The sequence below is a fragment of the Rhizobium sp. AB2/73 genome, assembly GCF_020871915.1.
GTDB lineage: Bacteria > Pseudomonadota > Alphaproteobacteria > Rhizobiales > Rhizobiaceae > Rhizobium > Rhizobium dioscoreae.
In genome coordinates this window covers 3,962,579-3,979,575 of record NZ_CP067071.1, presented here as the reverse complement: position 1 = coordinate 3,979,575, position 16,997 = coordinate 3,962,579, and the positions used below count along the sequence as shown (strand labels likewise).

Below are 16,997 nucleotides of genomic sequence, written 5' to 3'. Positions count from 1 at the left end.
TGATCATCCGGTGGCGGCTTCGGTGAGCAGCCATTGCGCCAGCCGCTCCGCCTCCGGGTTTGCGGCCGCCGGCGGCAGCAGCCAATAACCCCGCTCCGGCGCCTCCAGCATCGGGCCGGCCGCCACCAGCGTCCGGGCGGCAAGCAGGGAATCGACAAGGCCCATCCAGCCGATGGCAACGCCCTGCTCGCTGAGCGCTGCCTGCACAACCAGCGAATAGGTGTTGAAGCGCAGATCGCCGCGGCCGGCATAGGCGTCGCGGGCAATGCCGAAGGCAGAAAGATAGCTTTCCCAGTCGAACCAGGGCGACGGCATCTCCGAATCGAGATTGACGAGCGTGGTGCCTGCGAGCTGCGAGGGATCGGTGAATGGACCGTGGCGCTCCGCGAAGCCCCTGCTGCAGATCGGCACGACCTTTTCCGGCAGAAGCAAGGTGGCGGCAGGACCGAATTCGCTGCGCGTGCCGAAGAAGACGGCGATATCGCCACTTTCCGGCGCGCCACGATCCAGCCGCTGTGTGGCGACGATCTGGATATCCACTTCTGGGTGAAGCAACCGGAACGCATGCATGCGCGGAATGAGCCACAGCGCGGAAAAAGCATAATCCGTGCGCAGGCGAACGGATGGCCGTTCCGCCTCGGCGCGGAAACTGCGCACCAGATGGTCGACGCTGCCGACGGATTTTTCGACGATCTCGAACAGGCGCTGCCCTTCCGGCGAGAGCGCAACGCCGCGATGCTGGCGGCGAAACAGGGGCACACCCATCTGCTCCTCGATGCGGCGGATCTGATAGCTCACGGCCGGTTGCGTCAGGCCAAGCGCTGCAGCGGCGCCGGAGAGGCTGCCGGAGCGGCCCACTTCCAGGAATATCCGCAGCCAACCAAGATCGACGAGACGTTCAACCATAAAATTTCCTTTTGGCATCCATCGAAAAATGCCTGCTTCACAGCGGGAACTCTAGTGATGTTCAATAAAATAATCCAATAACAAGAGGGAACCATCGTCATGTGCATCTCTGCAATGGGACGGCTCGCCGCCGGCGCTCTTCTTTCAGTCCTTTCCCTTGCCGGCATCGCCCGGGCTGATGGCCACAGCTGCAAGACGATCCACCTTTCGGATCCCGGCTGGACCGATATCACCTCGACTAACGGCGTGACCGGCGTGCTCTTAACCGCGCTCGGCTACGAGCCCGACATCAAGACGCTCTCCGTGCCCATCGGCTACCAGGCGATGAAGACAGGCGAGATAGACGTTTTCCTCGGCAATTGGATGCCGGCGCAGAAGGCCTTCGTCGACGATCTCAACAAGGCGAAGGCAGCCGAAGTGCTAAACCGTAACCTTCAGGGCGCGAAGTTCACGCTCGCCGTCCCCGCCTACCTCGCCGACAAGGGCATCAAGGATTTTTCCGACCTGCAGAAGTATGGCGACGATTTCGGCCGCAAGATCTACGGTATCGAGCCGGGCGCGCCCGCCAATGCCAATATCCAGAAGATGATCGACGCTAACGACTTCGGCCTGAAGGGCTGGGAACTGGTGGAATCGAGCGAGCAGGCCATGCTGTCGCAAGTGGAGCGCGCCTCGAAGGACAAGCAGGCGATCGTCTTCCTCGCCTGGGCGCCGCACCCCATGAACGAGCGCTTCAAGATCGCATATCTTTCCGGTGGCGATGCCTATTTCGGCGCGAATTACGGCGGCGCCGAGGTCTACACGCTGGCGCGCACCGGCTGGTCGGCGCAATGCCCGAACGCCGCCAAGCTCTTCCATAACCTAACCTTCAACATCGGCATGGAGAATTCGTTGATGGGATCGATCCTCGGCGGCGAGAGCGCCAAGGACGCGGCCACTGCCTGGCTGAAGGCGCATCCGGACGCCTTGACGCCCTGGCTTTCCGGCGTCACCACTATCGACGGCAAGCCTGGCCTCCAGGCGGTCAAAGCCGCCATCGGCCTCTGACCCGCAAGAAAGACATCCGCATGTCCCGCCCGAATATCCTCATCCTCATGGTCGATCAGTTCAACGGGACGCTCTTCCCCGACGGCCCGGCCGAGTTCCTGCATGCGCCGGTCCTGAAGGCTCTGGCGAAGCGCTCCGTTCGCTTTGCCAATAGCTATACGGCAAGCCCGCTCTGCGCGCCGGCACGCGCCTCCTTCATGTCCGGGCAGTTGCCGAGCCGCACGCGCGTCTATGACAATGCCGCCGAATTCTGCTCCGATATCCCGACTTTCGCCCACCATCTGCGCGCCGCCGGCTATCAGACGGCGCTCTCTGGCAAGATGCATTTCGTCGGTCCGGATCAGATGCACGGTTTCGAGGAGCGGCTGACGACAGACATCTACCCCGCCGATTTCGGCTGGACGCCGGACTACACGAAGCCCGGCGAGCGCATCGACTGGTGGTATCACAATCTCGGTTCCGTGACCGGGGCAGGTGTCGCCGAGATCACCAACCAGATGGAATATGACGACGAGGTTGCCTATCACGCGACCCGCAAGCTTTACGATCTCTCCCGCCGCCAAGACGAAAGGCCATGGTGCCTGACGGTCAGCTTCACGCATCCGCACGACCCCTATGTCGCGCGCCGCCGCTTCTGGGATCTCTATGAGGATTGCCCGGCGCTGGACCCGGAAGTCGGCGAAATCCCCTTCGAGCAGCAGGACCCGCATTCGCAGCGGCTGATGAAGGCCTGCGACCACACCGCCTTCGACATCACGCCGGAGCAGATCCGTAGGGCACGGCGCGGCTATTTCGCCAATATCTCCTATGTCGACGAGAAGATCGGCGAGATCCTGGACACGCTCGAGCGCGGCCGCATGGCCGACAACACGATCATTCTCTTCGTCTCCGACCATGGCGACATGCTCGGCGAGCGCGGCCTCTGGTTCAAGATGAACTTCTTCGAAGGCTCCGCCCGCGTGCCGCTGATGATCGCAGCCCCCGGCTGGCAGCCGAAGCGGATCGACCAGCCGGTTTCGACGCTGGACGTGACGCCGACGCTCGCCGCCCTTGCCGGGATCGACATCGCATCGTTGCAACGCTGGACCGATGGCGAGGATCTGACCTCGCTGGCTCTTGGAACCGGAGGCCGCAGTCCTGTGCCGATGGAATATGCCGCGGAAGGCTCCGAGGCGCCGCTCGTGGCCTTACGCGACGGCAATTACAAGCTGACCCTTTGCGAGAAGGATCCGCCGATGCTCTTCGACATCGACGCGGACCCGAAGGAGCTGACCAATCTGGCAGGCAACCCGGCCTACGCGGAAACGCTGGAGAGACTGACGGCGCAGGCCATGGCGCGCTGGGATCTTTCAAGCTTCGACGCTGCCGTGCGCGAGAGCCAAGCACGGCGATGGGTCGTCTACACGGCGCTTCGCAACGGCGCCTATTATCCGTGGGACTACCAGCCTCTGCAAAAGGCTTCGGAGCGCTACATGCGCAACCATATGGACCTCAACGTGCTGGAGGAAAACCAGCGCTATCCGCGCGGCGAATAGGATTTCGATGGTTCGTCGCCGGAGACGACGATATTGTCGCGCCGGTCACAAGAGAGAAACATCCATGAAAATCAGTGCTAGAAACCGCCTCAAGGGCAAGGTCGTCGAAATCACCAAGGGCGCGACGACGGCGCATGTCCGCATCGATATCGGCAACGGCTCGATCGTCACCTCCTCGATCACCAACGAAGCCGTGGATGAGCTGGGCCTCGCGGTGGGCTCCTCTGCCTATGCGGTCATCAAAGCGTCCGACGTCATGGTCGCCGTCGACTAAAGCAATTGCAAGGTAACTGCGCAGCGGTTTTCCGCCAGGGATTGCGTGAAACAATTAAGCATCGCGCTTCTGGCAGTAATGCACCGTCTCGCCGTCGCCCGTCTGGAAATCTCCGGGCTGCGGCGGCGCCATCGGTTTGAACAGGGTGCGATCCGGCTTCAGATCGAGTAGCGGCGTACCATCAAGACAATCGAGGCCACGCACCAGCAGCACGGCACCTTCGACGGCTTCCAATTTGACGATGGAGGTGCCTATGGGGTTCGGCCGCACTGGCGAGCGCAGTGAAAAAGTGCCATGCACCTTGCCGCTGTTGGCCGGGCTCTGCAGCACGAGATCCCGGCGAGACCGATCGAGCCAATAGAGAACCTCCAGCCGCTCGAAAACATCCACGCCCTTCAACGCTGCCACCCAAGGCTCGAAGATCTCGATCCGGCAGATCGGGCCGTCGTGCCGACCCTGACGCGGCGTTTCCATGCGCGATGTCCAGGGTGTCGAAATGCGGCCGATGAAGGTAAGGCAGGCATCCGAGGCCGCGGGCGGCTCGACAGCCACCTCGTTTTCGCGAATTTCGTTCTCCCGGACCATGAACGCTTTCCTTATCAGAGTGGTTACTTCATGCCCTTCAGCAATGCCGTCAGCTGATCGTCGGTCAGATCGACCTGGTAGAACAGCTTGTAGAATTCCTTCACATCGTCGGAAAAATCGCTGCGGAAGAGCTTCGGATAGAGCAACTTCTCCATCCAGCGCACGCCGAGCAGCCGATTGACGCCGGGCGGGGAATCGAACCAGCCGAAAGGCAGAGACGGCGGCACGAAGATCTTGCCGTCCTTGACGGCCTTGATGCCGGCCCATTGCGGATCGTTTTTCACAGAGGCGGCAAAGGCAGGGCTCTCGGCGATGATGATATCCGGGTTCCAGCCGGCGACCTGCTGCGGCGTCACCTTGGCGAGGCCGCCCTTACCGGCAGCGGCGGCGACATTCATCGTGCCGACGGCATCGAGGATCTCGAGATTGATCGAGCCGGAAAGCCCGGTTTCGAGGCCATCGGCACCACGGCCATAATAGACGCGTGGTCGTGGATCGTTCGGCAGCGTCGCGAGCTTATCGTTCAGATCCTTGATCGCTGAATCGGCATAGTCGGCAAGCTTGTTCGCACGGTCCTCGACACCGACCAGTGCGCCGACGTCGCGAAGCGTATCGGCCGTGCGGGCGAAGCTGCCATCCACAAGGATATACGGAATGTGTGTTTCCGATTGCACCTTGTCGGCGAGCGCCTTGTAGGTCGGGTCGACCGTGCCGGCATCGAGAATGATGTCCGGCTTGGCATCGATGATTGCCTGCGCGCCGATCGTGCCGTCCTTGCCCGTCAGGCGCCCGATTGTCGGCAGCGACCGCACCGACGGCATCAGATAGGCCTTGGTGGCATCATCAGGGGCATGAACCCAACCCACCAGTTTTTCGGGCGCCAGCACATAGACCAGCACTGTTGCCGGCGGCCCGGCCACCAGAATGCGGTTGATCTTATCCGGCACAGACACCGTGCGTCCGGCCGCATCGGTAATGATTCGCGCCTCGGCTGCGACCGGCATCAGGCCGACAACGGCCAGAGCAAGAACCGCAAGAAATTTCATCATGAAAGCTGCTCGTTCTGATCGAGGGGACCTCGGGGCGGCACTATGGCATAGCGCTATATCGGATGGAACATCGCGATGGCACTATTCCAAAATGAAACGCATCCGAACCAATCATGCCGGCTTGAGGCGCGCGACGCGAAACTGAGCGAAGCATCGGGGCATCAGCGCTATGAGCCACAGGCTCGTCGCCTGCGGCTGCAACATCTTCGATATCAAGCCGCCTTGACGGCGTGATATTCCTTGATCGCGGCCATCTTGATAGCCGGGTAACGTTCTGCCTCATAGCGCAGCGAGAAGCCGTCCTGGGCGAGGAAGACCGGATCGCCGTCGAGATCGCGAGCGATATCGCCGCGGCGGGCGGTGACGAATTTTTCGAGATCGGCGGACTGGTCGGCCGAGATCCAGCGGCACACCGAGAAGCGCGACATTTCGAAGGATACCGGCAAGCCGTATTCGGCCATCAGCCGCTCCTTCAAAACATCGAGCTGCAGAGCGCCGACGACGCCGACGATGGCGGGCGAGCCATCTTCGGGCGAGAACAGCTGCACGACGCCTTCTTCGGCCATCTGCTGCAAGGCTTCCTTAAGCTTCTTCGCCTTCATCGCGTCTTCGAGACGAACACGGCGCAGGATTTCCGGCGAGAAGTTCGGCACGCCCTGGAAGACGAGCGATTCACCTTCCGTCAGCGTATCGCCGATGCGCAGGGTCCCGTGGTTCGGAATGCCGACGACATCGCCGGCATAGGCGGTATCGGCGAGCTGGCGCTGCGAGGCGAAGAAGAATTGCGGCGCGGTGAGACCGAGCTGCTTGCCGGTGCGCGACAGCCGCGCCTTCATGCCGCGCTCCAGCTTGCCGGAGCAGATGCGGGCAAAGGCGATGCGGTCGCGGTGGTTCGGGTCCATGTTGGCCTGGATCTTGAAGACGAAGGCCGTCATCTTCTCGTCGGTGGCGTGCACCGTCCTGATGTCGGCGACCTGATCGCGCGGCGGCGGCGCGAATGCACCGAGCGCATTGATGAGATCGCGAACACCGAAGTTGCGCAGCGCCGAGCCGAAGAAAACAGGCGTCATGTGGCCTTCGAGGAAGGAGACCCGGTCGAAGGGACGGCAGGCTTCGATCGCGAGTTCCGTCTCGTCGATAAAGGCCTGGCGCTCGTTTTCCGGCAGCCGGTCGGCCACCGCCTGTGGGCCGTTCACCTTCGTCGCCTCGACCTCGGTATCGGAACCGCGCACCGTATTGTCGGCCAGATGGTAGGAGCCGCAGAAGGTCTTGGAGCGACCGATCGGCCAAGTGACCGGAGCCGTATCCAGCGCCAGCTTCTCTTCGACTTCATCGAGAATTTCGAAGGGATCGCGGCTTTCGCGGTCCATCTTGTTGATGAAGGTGATGATCGGGATGTCCCGCATGCGGCAGACTTCGAACAGCTTCAGCGTTCGCGGCTCGATACCCTTGGCGGCGTCGATGACCATGACCGCGGCGTCGACGGCCGTCAGCGTGCGATAGGTGTCATCGGCGAAGTCTTCGTGACCGGGCGTATCGAGGATGTTGAAGACATTGCCTTCATACTCGAAGGTCATGACTGATGTCACGACCGAGATGCCGCGCTCGCGCTCGATCTTCATCCAGTCGGAGCGCGTCTGCATGCGATCCTTCTTCGCCTTGACTTCGCCGGCAAGCTGGATGGCGCCGCCGAACAGCAGCAGCTTTTCGGTGAGCGTTGTCTTGCCCGCGTCCGGGTGAGCGATAATAGCGAATGTGCGGCGGCGGGAAACCGCCTCGGCGAGACTTTCAGCCATGCATGTGAATCCTGTGAATTGCGGCCGTATCTAGCGACTCAAAGCCCCAAATGCAATTGACCTCCGGCTTTCAAACGCAAACTATTGCCGCATGACCATTCACACCGACATCACTCCGACCCTGAACCTCGTCCGCCTGCCGCATGGGGAGGGCCTGGAACTGCCGGCCTACGAAACCAAGGGCGCGGCCGGTATGGACCTGCGCGCTGCCATCGACGATGGTGCGACGCTGACGATCGCACCGTGGAACCGGGTTCTCGTTCCAACGGGTTTTGTCTTCGAAGTTCCTGAAGGCTTCGAGGCGCAGATCCGCCCGCGTTCGGGACTTGCCTTCAAGCATGGGGTTACCTGCCTGAACTCGCCCGGCACGGTTGACAGCGACTATCGCGGCGAAGTGAAGGTGCTGCTGGCCAACCTCAGCGAGGAGCCGTTCGAGATCACCCGTGGCATGCGCATCGCGCAGATGGTCATAGCGCCAGTCATGCAGGTGCGTATCGCCGAGATTGCGGAGATCAGCGAAACCACGCGCGGCGCAGGCGGTTTCGGCTCGACCGGCGTGTGATGTCGGAGATTGCCCAGACGCATGGCCTGATCTTACGACAGGACTATTTCGGCGATCCTGCTGCGTGGAAGGGTCTTGTCGACCTGCTTGAAGATACGTTCTCCATCGACGTCGGCATTCAGGATCGATTGGGCGGCCCCGATCCCACAAGCATGCCGTTTGGCTATTTCGATGCCGATGGCCGTTGCATCGCCAATTTCACCGCCTTCTCCATGCCGCTGATCGTCAACGGCCGCGCCGTCAGGGCAGCGGGATATCAGTCCGGCGCGGTGCGGCCGGAATGGCGTGGGCGCGGGCTCTATCGCGATCTCATGCAGCGTGCCTTTGCTCGCACCCGGGCGGAGGGCCACGAGCTCGATCTCCTGCTCACTGACAAGCCTGCGCTTTATGAGCGTTACGGCTTTCGCTCTCTACCGCAACATGTCTTCGTCGCGGAGATGCCGAAGCTTGGAAAAGCCGACCCAGCTGCCCGGCAACTGTCGCTGGAAGCGCCTGATGATCTGCGCCTGATCAAGACGCTGCTGCAAAACCGGCAGCCGGTCTCTGCCCAATTTGCCGTTGTCAGGCAGACGGAGATGTTTCTGCTGAATGCCTCCTTCAACGCCGCGATCCGCCTGACGGCACTCGGGGATGAGGTGCTCATCGCATGGACATTCGACGGCGCGACCCTCTGGCTTCTTGATGTCGTGGCAACGGCCATACCACCGCTGGCGACCATCCTGTCCGCGCTTGCTATCGAACCCGATCGCATCGAGATCTGCTTTTCGCCGGATCGGCTGGATTGCCAGGTATCGCTGCAGCCCTACGAGGGTTACACGACGCTAATGGCGCGCGGTAAAGCGGCCCATGATATTGCCGGGCCGCTCATGCTTTCGCCCATGGCGGAATTCTAGAGCCGCGGCTCCAGCTTGTTGGATTTCGCAATTCCGAACGGAAAACCGCTGCCCACTTTTCCTAGGATTGCTCTAGCGCGAAAGCGGCGGTAGCCGGCGCTTGACCGGTGTCGCCTTTATCATCGATGTGTTCGTCTCGGCCCGCTCGGTGATCTTGTCCAAGATCCCATCGAGCTCGCTCATTGACCGCACCACCAGGCGTCCGATGAAGCAATCGTCGCCGGTGACCTTGTCGCATTCGATGAACTCCGGCGTCTCCTGAATGATGCGCTCGACGACATGCAGCTGGCCAGGCAGAGGCCGGATGCGGACGATCGCCTGCAGGGGATAGCCGATCGCCTCCGGCGCGATATCGACGGTGAAGGCCGAGATGATGCCGCGCTCCTCCAGCCGCCGCAGCCGCTCCGCCGCACTCGGCGACGACAGGCCGGCCGCTTCCGCCAGTTCCTTCAACGATATGCGGGCATTGCGCGCCAGCGACTCCAGCATCCGCTGATCGATCTCATCCAGACCCAGGCTCGCGTTAGGAACACCCATTATTCTACCTCATTTATTTAGGAATTTCGGCGCTATTACCTTACTAAAACTATATCTCCGGCTCCGGTACAGCAATATGATTGGCGTAGATAGACGGGAGCAAGGCAATGAACGAGATTAAGCGCGGCACGGTGGAAATGACGGCGGCGATGCTGATTTCAGGCACCATCGGCTGGTTCGTGCTGATGTCCGGGCAAGCCGTGACTGGCGTCGTCTTCTGGCGCTGCTTCTTCGGGGCGCTGACACTGCTCGTCATCTGCGGAGCCATGGGCCTGCTGCGTCCCGGCACCCTCAATCTCAAGACATTTTCCATTGCCGTCGGTGGCGGGATCGCCATCGTGCTCAACTGGCTGCTGCTTTTCGCGGCCTATTCCCACGCCTCCATTTCCATCGCCACGACCGTCTACAACACGCAGCCCTTCATGCTGCTGGGTCTCGGTGCGTTGTTCCTCGGCGAACGGATCACCTTCACCAAGCTCTTCTGGTTAGGCCTCGCCTTTGCCGGCATGGCCGTGATCGTCGAAGGTAAGCCGGCGGAGAGCGTAGGTGGCGGAAGCTATGCGATCGGCATCCTGCTTTCGCTGGGTGCGGCCTTCTTCTATGCGCTGGCGGCGATCGCCGCCAAATGGCTGAAAGGCACGCCGCCGCACCTGATCGCGCTCATTCAGGTTTCGACCGGTATCCTGATGCTGGCACCCTTTACCAATTTCTCGGCCGCACCCCAGGATGTCGGGGGATGGTCGATCCTCGTCACCATGGGCATCGTGCATACAGGCCTGATGTATGTGCTGCTCTATGGCGCCATTCAGAAGCTGCCGACGCATCTGACCGGCGCGCTCTCCTTCGTCTATCCAATCGCCGCCATCATCGTCGATCGCTTCGCCTTTGGCCATGTGCTTGGCATGGCGCAGATCCTCGGCGCGGTCATCATTCTCGCGGCTGCTGCCGGCATGAATCTGGGATGGACGGTCCCCCTGCCCTGGAATAGAAACCACCATTTTTCCAAGCGAGCCGCCGAATGATCACCTGCTATCTTCGTTACGTCATCGACCCTTACAAGCTTGCCCAGTTCGAGCATTACGCCAAGCTCTGGATTCCGCTGGTCAACCGCATGGGCGGCACGCATCACGGCTATTTCATGCCGCATGAAGGCGCCAGCAACATCGCCTTGGCGCTCTTCAGCTTCCCGAGCCTTGCCGCCTATGAGGAATATCGGCTGAAAATACCCGAAGATGCTGAATGCCAAGCCGCCCTTGCCTATGGCGAGGAAACGCGCTGCATCATCAGCTACGAACGCAGCTTCATGCGGCCAGTGTTCTAGGTTTACTTAGCCGGATTCGGACAGACTTCAGAGAGACCGTCGAGACCTTCCGCCATCTTTTCGAATGTTGCCGCCGATCCCGCCTTGCCTCCGCCGATCCGCAGCACATAGAGGCTGTCGAAATCCTTGCCATGCCATTTCGGCACCGCTTTTTCATCGCCACCATTCTCGCTCATCAGCTGGCGGGCGAGATCGACGATCTGCTTATGCTCCCAGGCGACGAAGATCAACTTGCCGGCATAGGCAGGCTTCTTCAACTCGGCTTTCAGATCCTCGATATCCTCATAGCCGAAGCTGGTATCGACAGGCATTCCAAAGGCGATTGCCGTTGGCTCGATGGTCGCGAGCGGACGGATATAATCGTAGGAAGTGCCGGAATCGTCCTTTCGCTTCGACGGATCCGGCGCAAAGATCGCAGCAGGCTTGCCGAAGAGCCTGCTTAGCACCGAGGGCAGAGCCAAAGACCGGTTGAGACCTTGGCAGCTCAGTTGGCCGAGACCTGCTTCCGGCTTTTCGCCATGGCGCATGAAGACGATCGTCTGCACGTCCTTCTCCGCTGCCGAGGTAGGCGGCGCGAAGGTTGCTAACATCAGCAGACCCGCGGTGACTGCTGTTGACACAACTCGCATCAGCGCTGAGCCTCAAAAGCCATGCGCACGGCGAGCCCGGCAAGCACAGTGCCCATCAGCCAGCGCTGCACCAGCGCGAAGGACGGACGGCGGGTGAGGAACATCGCGATCCAGCCGGCACTCAGCGCGAAGATGGCATTGAATGTCACGCTGATGATGATCTGTGCAAAGCCGAGAATGATCGATTGGGTGAAGACGCTGCCGGCGGCGGGATCGACGAATTGCGGCAGCAGCGACAAATAGAGGATCGCCACTTTCGGATTGAGCAGGCTGGTCACCAGCCCCATCGTGAAGAGCCGGCGCGCGCTATCCTTCGGCAGCTCGCGCACCTGAAAGGCCGAGCGGCCACCGGGCTTCAGCGCATTCCAAGCGAGCCATCCAAGATAGGCGGCACCCGCCAGCCTCAGCGCATCATAGGCAAAAGGCACGGCAAAGACGAAAGCGGTAATGCCGAGTGCGGCCGAGAGCATGTAAAAGACGAAGCCGCAGGCGACACCGCCAAGGGAGATCAGGCCTGCCGCAGGCCCCTGCGAGATCGAGCGCGACACCAGATAGATCATGTTCGGCCCGGGTGTCAGCACCATGCCGAGAGCGATCAGGGCAAAGGTGATCATGCTGGTCAGATGCGGCATGGAGGCTCCGGCAGGAAGGGCTTCAGAAGGAGATTTCGGTGGATGCGACCAGCTTGATTTCATGCGGCCCGGCATCGAAACCGTCAAGCAGCATATTGTGATGGGTGACAATCTCTTCGAAGCTCAGTTTGCCCATATCCGCCGTGGTGTGTCCGTCGGAGATCAGCGAGACGTCGAAACCGAGTGAGACGGCGCGCCGCACGGTCGTATCGACGCAGAACTGCGTCATGCAACCGCCGACGATGAGATGAGTGACGCCGCGCGCTCGCAGCTTTGCCTCCAGATCCGTCTCGAAAAAGGAATCACAGCTCGTCTTGTGCACGACGGCATCGCCGGCTTCCGGCGCGATCTCCCGGCGCAGCTGCCAGCCTTCGCTGCGCTTGGCCAAACGATGGGTGGGACCGCCGTCATGCTGGACGATGAAGGTGGGAATGCCGGCGGCGCGGGCGCTGTGTTTCAACGCTGCGAGCTTCGCGATAACAGTCTCCAGCGCAGCATCGATATCAGGCTGGCGATCCGGCGTGCCGAGGCCTGTCAGGATGGAGTTCTGAAGATCGATCAGGAGCAAAGCGGAAGACATGATATCCTTGTGCAAAGCAGTTGCGACGCGCCGTTAATGCCTTGGTAATATGTTCGCTGTACCGGCGCAATCGCTTGAAAACGCAAAGGTGGTGAGATAGAGCGAATACCATCTCAGGAGGAGAATTCCATGACGCTCGCGGCCTTGTTTGCCTATTGCGGCGCCCTTTTCATCGCCGCTGCGATCCCGGGTCCCGGTATCACGGCAATCGTGGCGCGCGCCCTCGGCTCCGGCTTTCGCGAAACCTTCTTCATGGGCCTCGGCCTCGTGCTCGGCGACACGATCTACCTCACGGCCGTCATCCTCGGGCTTGCCTTCGTGGCGCAGACCTTCACCGAGGTCTTCATCGTCATCAAGATCGCCGGTGCGCTTTATCTCGGCTATATCGCCTGGAAGCTCTGGACGGCGGGCCTGCTTGCGGCCGATATCGCCGCGAAGAAATCGAACAGCGCCGGCATGTCCTTCCTCTCCGGCCTGCTTGTCACGCTCGGCAACCCCAAGACCATGCTTTTCTACGTCGCACTGGTGCCGACCCTGATCGATATCGGCAGCATCGGGCTGCGCGAATATGCGACGCTGGTGACGGCGACTTTCATCGTCCTGCTGATCGTTCTGGTGCCCTATATTCTGCTGGCGTCGCGAGCGCGCATCTTTCTCAAGAAGCCGAGGGCGCTGCAGATCCTGAACCGGGTCGCCGCCAGTATCCTAGCCGCGACTGCCGCCTTTATCGCCATGCGCGCCGCCTGAAAAAAACATCCTTAAAGAAGGCCCTTGGGAGATTCTTTTCTCACGCGCTTCACGCGAGGAACGGGTGTGCACTCTGGTTTCCGCGCGCGTTTGATCCTATTGTCATTGCATAATTCCAATGTAGGGAGAGCTATCCATGTCCGACACCCGCAAACCCGGCCGCGGCCGCGTCTATGCCTCGATCACCGAGACCATCGGCGACACGCCGCTGGTCCGCCTCGACAAGCTGGCGAAGGAGAAGGGCGTCAAGGCCAACATCTTGGCAAAGCTCGAGTTCTTCAATCCGATCGCTTCCGTGAAGGACCGTATCGGCGTCGCCATGATCGAGAGCCTGGAAGCCCAGGGCAAGATCGCTCCCGGCCGGTCCGTGCTGATCGAGCCGACCTCGGGCAACACGGGCATTGCGCTCGCCTTTGCCGCCGCGGCCAAGGGCTACAGGCTGATCCTCACCATGCCGGAAACCATGTCGATCGAGCGTCGCAAGATGCTGGCGCTGCTCGGCGCCGAGCTGGTGCTGACCGAGGGACCGAAGGGCATGAAGGGCGCGATCGCCAAGGCCGAAGAGCTGGCCGCGTCGCTGCCGGATGCGATCATTCCGCAGCAGTTCGAAAATCCCGCCAATCCGGAAATCCATCGCAAGACGACGGCCGAGGAAATCTGGAACGACACTGAAGGCAAGGTCGATATCTTCGTTTCCGGTATCGGCACCGGCGGCACGATCACCGGCGTCGGCCAGGTGCTGAAGGCACGCAAGCCCGACATCAAGGTCATCGCCGTCGAGCCGGCGGATTCGCCGGTTCTGTCCGGCGGCAATCCCGGACCCCACAAGATCCAGGGCATCGGCGCCGGCTTCGCGCCGAAAGTTCTCGATACGCATGTCTATGACGAGGTGGTGACCGTCAGCAATGACGAGGCATTTCAGCAAGCCCGGCTCGTTGCCAAGCTCGAAGGCGTGCCAGTCGGCATCTCATCCGGCGCGGCGCTCACGGCCGCCATCAAGATCGGCCAGCGTCCTGAAAACGAAGGCAAGACTATCGTTGTCGTCATCCCATCCTTCGCCGAGCGCTATCTCTCGACGGCGCTTTTCGAAGGTCTCGGCGGCTGACAAAGCCATTCGCCAACTTGATTTGGAAAAAGGGGGTTTCGGCACCCCTTTTTTCATTTAGGCCGGCTGGAGACGATCAGATGCTGCGGAGTCCCGCATTGTCAGGCATGCGCGGTCAGCCGCTCTCCGGCGATGCGATAGGAGATGGCTTCGGCAAGGTGGATGCGTCCGACGGTCGGCTTGTCATCAAGATCGGCAAGCGTTCGTGCGACCTTGAGGATGCGATGATAGCCGCGGGCGGAGAATTTCATCTTCTCGGCGGCATCGCGCAGCAATTGCAGGCCGGCGGCATCCGGCTCGGCGATGGTCTCGATCATCGCCGTCGAGCAGCGGGCATTGGTGCTGACATCCTTCATGCCGGCTCTTTCGAAGCGTTCCCGCTGCCGCTCGCGGGCGCGTGCAACGCGGAGTGCGACATCGGCGCTGCTTTCCGAGGCTATCGGCCGGATGAGGTCGGCGGCGGAGACCGCCGGCACGTCGATGCGGATGTCGATGCGATCGAGCAAGGGGCCGGAAATGCGGCCCTGATAATCGGAAGCGCAACGCGGCCCACGGGCGCAGGTGTGCCCCGGCTCGCCGGCCATGCCGCAGCGGCAGGGGTTCATCGCCGTGACAAGCTGGATGCCGGCCGGATAGGAGACACGGTGGTTTGCTCTGGCGATGACGCATTCGCCGGTTTCGAGCGGCTGGCGGAGCGCATCGAGCGCCTGCGGCGAAAATTCCGGCAGCTCGTCCAGAAACAGAATGCCGTGATGGGCGAGCGAGACTTCACCCGGCCGGGCGCGCAGGCCGCCGCCGACAAGCGCCGCCATGGTGGCGGAATGATGCGGTGCGCGATAGGGCCGCCGGTCCGAGAGCTTGCCGCCGGAAAGCTGGCCGGCGATCGAATGGATCATCGACACTTCCAGCAGCTCGTTCGTCGACAAGGGCGGCAGGATCGACGGCAGGCGCGAGGCGAGCATGGATTTGCCGGAGCCGGGAGGCCCGACGAAAAGCAGATTATGGCCACCGGCGGCCGCCACTTCCAGGGCGCGCTTGGCGCTTTCCTGCCCCTTGATATCGGCGAGGTCAGGTAGATTGGCGGCATTGGCGCGGACTGACGGCTCCGGCCGCGAGAGAACCTGCGTGCCGCGGAAATGATTGGCGAGCGCAATCAGGCTGCGCGGCGCCAGAATATCGATCTCCTTGCCCGCCCAGGCGGCTTCCGGTCCGCTTTCGGCCGGGCAGATCAGCCCCTTGCCCATGGCATTGGCGGCGATCGCGGCGGGAAGAGCGCCGGCAACGGGCGCGATCGTGCCGTCGAGATTGAGTTCGCCGATGACGGTGTAGGAAGACAGGGCATCGGCTGGAATCGCACCGAGCGCCGCCATCAGACCAAGCGCGATGGCAAGATCGAAGTGACTGCCCTCTTTGGGCAGATCCGCCGGTGCGAGATTGACCGTGACTTTCTTCGGCGGCAAAGCGAGACCGGAGGCGTGTAGTGCTGCCTGAACCCTTTCACGGCTCTCCGCGACAGCCTTGTCCGGCAGACCGACGATATGCATCAGCACCTTGCCCGGCGCGATCATCACCTGCACTTCGACGGGTACGCCCTCAATGCCCTGAAACGCCACCGTACTGACGCGCGCTACCATTCCCTATCCCCTGTCGCCGAACCCGTTTGCCGTTACGTGCCCCGATCAGCAAACTTCGGGTTGCAATCTGGCACAAGACAAGGAATGAAACAAGAACAATAAACGAACAAAAACTTCCCTCAGGCATGCCGAAATTATCGACATGCCTGAGTGAATTCGTTCAGCTGAGAGCGTGGTGGGAACTGCCGATCAGGCTCGCTTGGCTTCGATCGCGTCCCAGAGCAGGCTGGCGATATCGGCGCCACCGAAGCGCTTGACTTCGCGGATGCCGGTCGGCGACGTCACGTTGATCTCGGTCATATAGTCGCCGATGACGTCGATGCCGACGAGCAGGAAGCCGCGCTCCTTCAGAGCCGGTCCAATGCGCTTGCAGATTTCCTGTTCGCGCGCCGTCAGCTCGGTAGCTTCGGCGCGGCCGCCGACATGCATGTTGGAGCGGGCGTCATGCTCGGCCGGCACGCGGTTGATCGCGCCAACAGCCTCGCCATCGACGAGGATGATGCGCTTATCGCCCTTGCGCACGTCTGGCAGGTATTGCTGGGCAATGAAGGGCTCGCGGAAGAGCTGGCCGAACATTTCCAGCAGCGACGAGAGATTGCGGTCGTCACGCGTCGAGTGGAACACACCGGCGCCGCCGTTGCCATAGAGCGGCTTCAGGATGATGTCGCCCATTTCATCGCGGAAGCGGCGGATTTCAGCCGGATCGCGCGTAATCAGCGTCTTCGGCATGAGATCGGCGAATTCGGTGACGAAGATCTTTTCCGGCGAGTTGCGCACCCAGGCCGGATCGTTGACCACGAGCGTCTTCGGATGGATGCGCTCGAGGAGATGCGTCGAGGTGATATAGGCCATGTCGAATGGCGGATCCTGGCGCAGCAGCACCACGTCCATGGTGGAAAGATCGACGCGCTCCGGCTCGCCGAGCTCGAAATGATCGCCCTTGACGTCGCGCAGGATCATCGGCTCGACGGAGGCATAGACCTTGCCGTCGCGCATGCTCAGCCGCTCCGGCGTATAGTGGAAGAGCTTGTAGCCCCGGTTCTGCGCCTCGAGGCTCATGGCGAAGGTGGAGTCACCCGCAATGTTGATGCTTTTCACATGGTCCATCTGGACCGCAACATTCTTGATACCAGCCATAGTCAGCCCTCGCTCGGATTTGCGCACA

The 16,997-nt window shown here is 61.5% G+C and carries 19 protein-coding genes; 9 read left to right on the top strand and 10 right to left on the bottom strand.

The window, feature by feature from the left end:
- Positions 1 to 3 precede the first annotated feature (3 nt).
- Positions 4 to 906, bottom strand: coding sequence for a LysR family transcriptional regulator (locus I8E17_RS19560; RefSeq protein ID WP_113366573.1), 903 nt, complete (start codon positions 904 to 906; stop codon positions 4 to 6).
- 99 nt (positions 907 to 1,005) lie between these two features.
- Between I8E17_RS19560 and I8E17_RS19555 the strand changes: the two genes are divergently transcribed.
- The 3 genes from I8E17_RS19555 (at position 1,006) to I8E17_RS19545 (ending at position 3,762) form a co-directional block, all read left to right on the top strand.
- A complete protein-coding gene (locus tag I8E17_RS19555) occupies positions 1,006 to 1,953 on the top strand; it encodes a choline ABC transporter substrate-binding protein (protein ID WP_229002057.1) in 948 nt (315 codons plus the stop codon).
- 20 nt (positions 1,954 to 1,973) lie between these two features.
- The gene (gene betC, locus I8E17_RS19550) at positions 1,974 to 3,488 is read left to right on the top strand and encodes a choline-sulfatase (protein ID WP_069611098.1); all 1,515 of its coding nucleotides are present in this window, start codon (positions 1,974 to 1,976) and stop codon (positions 3,486 to 3,488) included.
- A 64-nt stretch (positions 3,489 to 3,552) separates the two neighbouring features.
- Positions 3,553 to 3,762, top strand: a complete 210-nt coding sequence (locus I8E17_RS19545) for a molybdopterin-binding protein (RefSeq protein WP_069611097.1) — start codon at positions 3,553 to 3,555, stop codon at positions 3,760 to 3,762.
- Positions 3,763 to 3,816: 54 nt separating this feature from the next.
- Here I8E17_RS19545 and tsaA read toward each other — a convergent pair whose 3' ends face one another.
- The 3 genes from tsaA to I8E17_RS19530 all read right to left on the bottom strand — a co-directional run bounded on the left by tsaA (position 3,817) and on the right by I8E17_RS19530 (position 7,192).
- A complete protein-coding gene (gene tsaA / locus I8E17_RS19540; protein ID WP_113366571.1) occupies positions 3,817 to 4,347 on the bottom strand; it encodes a tRNA (N6-threonylcarbamoyladenosine(37)-N6)-methyltransferase TrmO in 531 nt (176 codons plus the stop codon).
- A 23-nt stretch (positions 4,348 to 4,370) separates the two neighbouring features.
- Complete coding sequence (locus I8E17_RS19535; RefSeq protein WP_113366570.1) at positions 4,371 to 5,396, bottom strand: iron ABC transporter substrate-binding protein; 1,026 nt, start codon at positions 5,394 to 5,396, stop codon at positions 4,371 to 4,373.
- Between the two features lie 212 nt (positions 5,397 to 5,608).
- Entirely contained in the window at positions 5,609 to 7,192 is a 1,584-nt protein-coding gene (locus I8E17_RS19530; RefSeq protein ID WP_069611094.1) for a peptide chain release factor 3, read from the bottom strand.
- Positions 7,193 to 7,283: 91 nt separating this feature from the next.
- On the opposite strand from I8E17_RS19530, the gene dut reads away from it, so the two are divergent.
- Together dut and I8E17_RS19520 are read left to right on the top strand one after the other, a co-directional pair.
- A complete protein-coding gene (gene dut, locus I8E17_RS19525) occupies positions 7,284 to 7,754 on the top strand; it encodes a dUTP diphosphatase (protein ID WP_069611093.1) in 471 nt (156 codons plus the stop codon).
- Positions 7,754 to 8,647: a GNAT family N-acetyltransferase gene (locus tag I8E17_RS19520; protein WP_069611092.1), complete on the top strand. Its 894-nt coding sequence runs from the start codon at positions 7,754 to 7,756 to the stop codon at positions 8,645 to 8,647. Before dut ends, I8E17_RS19520 begins: the two co-directional genes overlap by 1 nt.
- 72 nt (positions 8,648 to 8,719) lie before the next feature.
- Here the strand turns inward: I8E17_RS19520 and I8E17_RS19515 are convergent, their stop codons facing one another.
- On the bottom strand, positions 8,720 to 9,184 hold the full coding sequence (locus I8E17_RS19515; RefSeq protein ID WP_069611091.1) for an Lrp/AsnC family transcriptional regulator: 465 nt from the start codon (positions 9,182 to 9,184) through the stop codon (positions 8,720 to 8,722).
- Positions 9,185 to 9,291: 107 nt separating this feature from the next.
- Between I8E17_RS19515 and I8E17_RS19510 the strand changes: the two genes are divergently transcribed.
- Entirely contained in the window at positions 9,292 to 10,206 is a 915-nt protein-coding gene (locus I8E17_RS19510) for a DMT family transporter (RefSeq protein WP_113366569.1), read from the top strand.
- Entirely contained in the window at positions 10,203 to 10,505 is a 303-nt protein-coding gene (locus I8E17_RS19505; RefSeq protein ID WP_112722736.1) for an NIPSNAP family protein, read from the top strand. Before I8E17_RS19510 ends, I8E17_RS19505 begins: the two co-directional genes overlap by 4 nt.
- Before the next feature lie 2 nt (positions 10,506 to 10,507).
- Here I8E17_RS19505 and I8E17_RS19500 read toward each other — a convergent pair whose 3' ends face one another.
- Genes I8E17_RS19500 through I8E17_RS19490 form a run of 3 tightly spaced genes read right to left on the bottom strand, consistent with a single transcriptional unit; the run spans position 10,508 to position 12,346 of the window.
- The gene (locus I8E17_RS19500; protein WP_229002056.1) at positions 10,508 to 11,095 is read right to left on the bottom strand and encodes a hypothetical protein; all 588 of its coding nucleotides are present in this window, start codon (positions 11,093 to 11,095) and stop codon (positions 10,508 to 10,510) included.
- 38 nt (positions 11,096 to 11,133) lie between these two features.
- The gene (locus tag I8E17_RS19495) at positions 11,134 to 11,766 is read right to left on the bottom strand and encodes a LysE family translocator (protein ID WP_113366568.1); all 633 of its coding nucleotides are present in this window, start codon (positions 11,764 to 11,766) and stop codon (positions 11,134 to 11,136) included.
- A 22-nt stretch (positions 11,767 to 11,788) separates the two neighbouring features.
- Positions 11,789 to 12,346 (bottom strand): cysteine hydrolase family protein, encoded by a 558-nt coding sequence (locus tag I8E17_RS19490; RefSeq protein WP_113366567.1) that lies wholly within the window; start codon positions 12,344 to 12,346, stop codon positions 11,789 to 11,791.
- Positions 12,347 to 12,475: 129 nt separating this feature from the next.
- Between I8E17_RS19490 and I8E17_RS19485 the strand changes: the two genes are divergently transcribed.
- Positions 12,476 to 13,093 (top strand): LysE family translocator, encoded by a 618-nt coding sequence (locus I8E17_RS19485; RefSeq protein WP_113366566.1) that lies wholly within the window; start codon positions 12,476 to 12,478, stop codon positions 13,091 to 13,093.
- A 136-nt stretch (positions 13,094 to 13,229) separates the two neighbouring features.
- Complete coding sequence (cysK, locus tag I8E17_RS19480; protein WP_069611084.1) at positions 13,230 to 14,198, top strand: cysteine synthase A; 969 nt, start codon at positions 13,230 to 13,232, stop codon at positions 14,196 to 14,198.
- A gap of 101 nt (positions 14,199 to 14,299) precedes the next feature.
- On the opposite strand, the gene I8E17_RS19475 is transcribed toward cysK, so the two are convergent.
- Complete coding sequence (locus I8E17_RS19475) at positions 14,300 to 15,832, bottom strand: YifB family Mg chelatase-like AAA ATPase (protein ID WP_113366565.1); 1,533 nt, start codon at positions 15,830 to 15,832, stop codon at positions 14,300 to 14,302.
- Between the two features lie 189 nt (positions 15,833 to 16,021).
- A complete protein-coding gene (gshB, locus tag I8E17_RS19470) occupies positions 16,022 to 16,969 on the bottom strand; it encodes a glutathione synthase (protein ID WP_015338547.1) in 948 nt (315 codons plus the stop codon).
- Positions 16,970 to 16,997 lie beyond the last annotated feature (28 nt).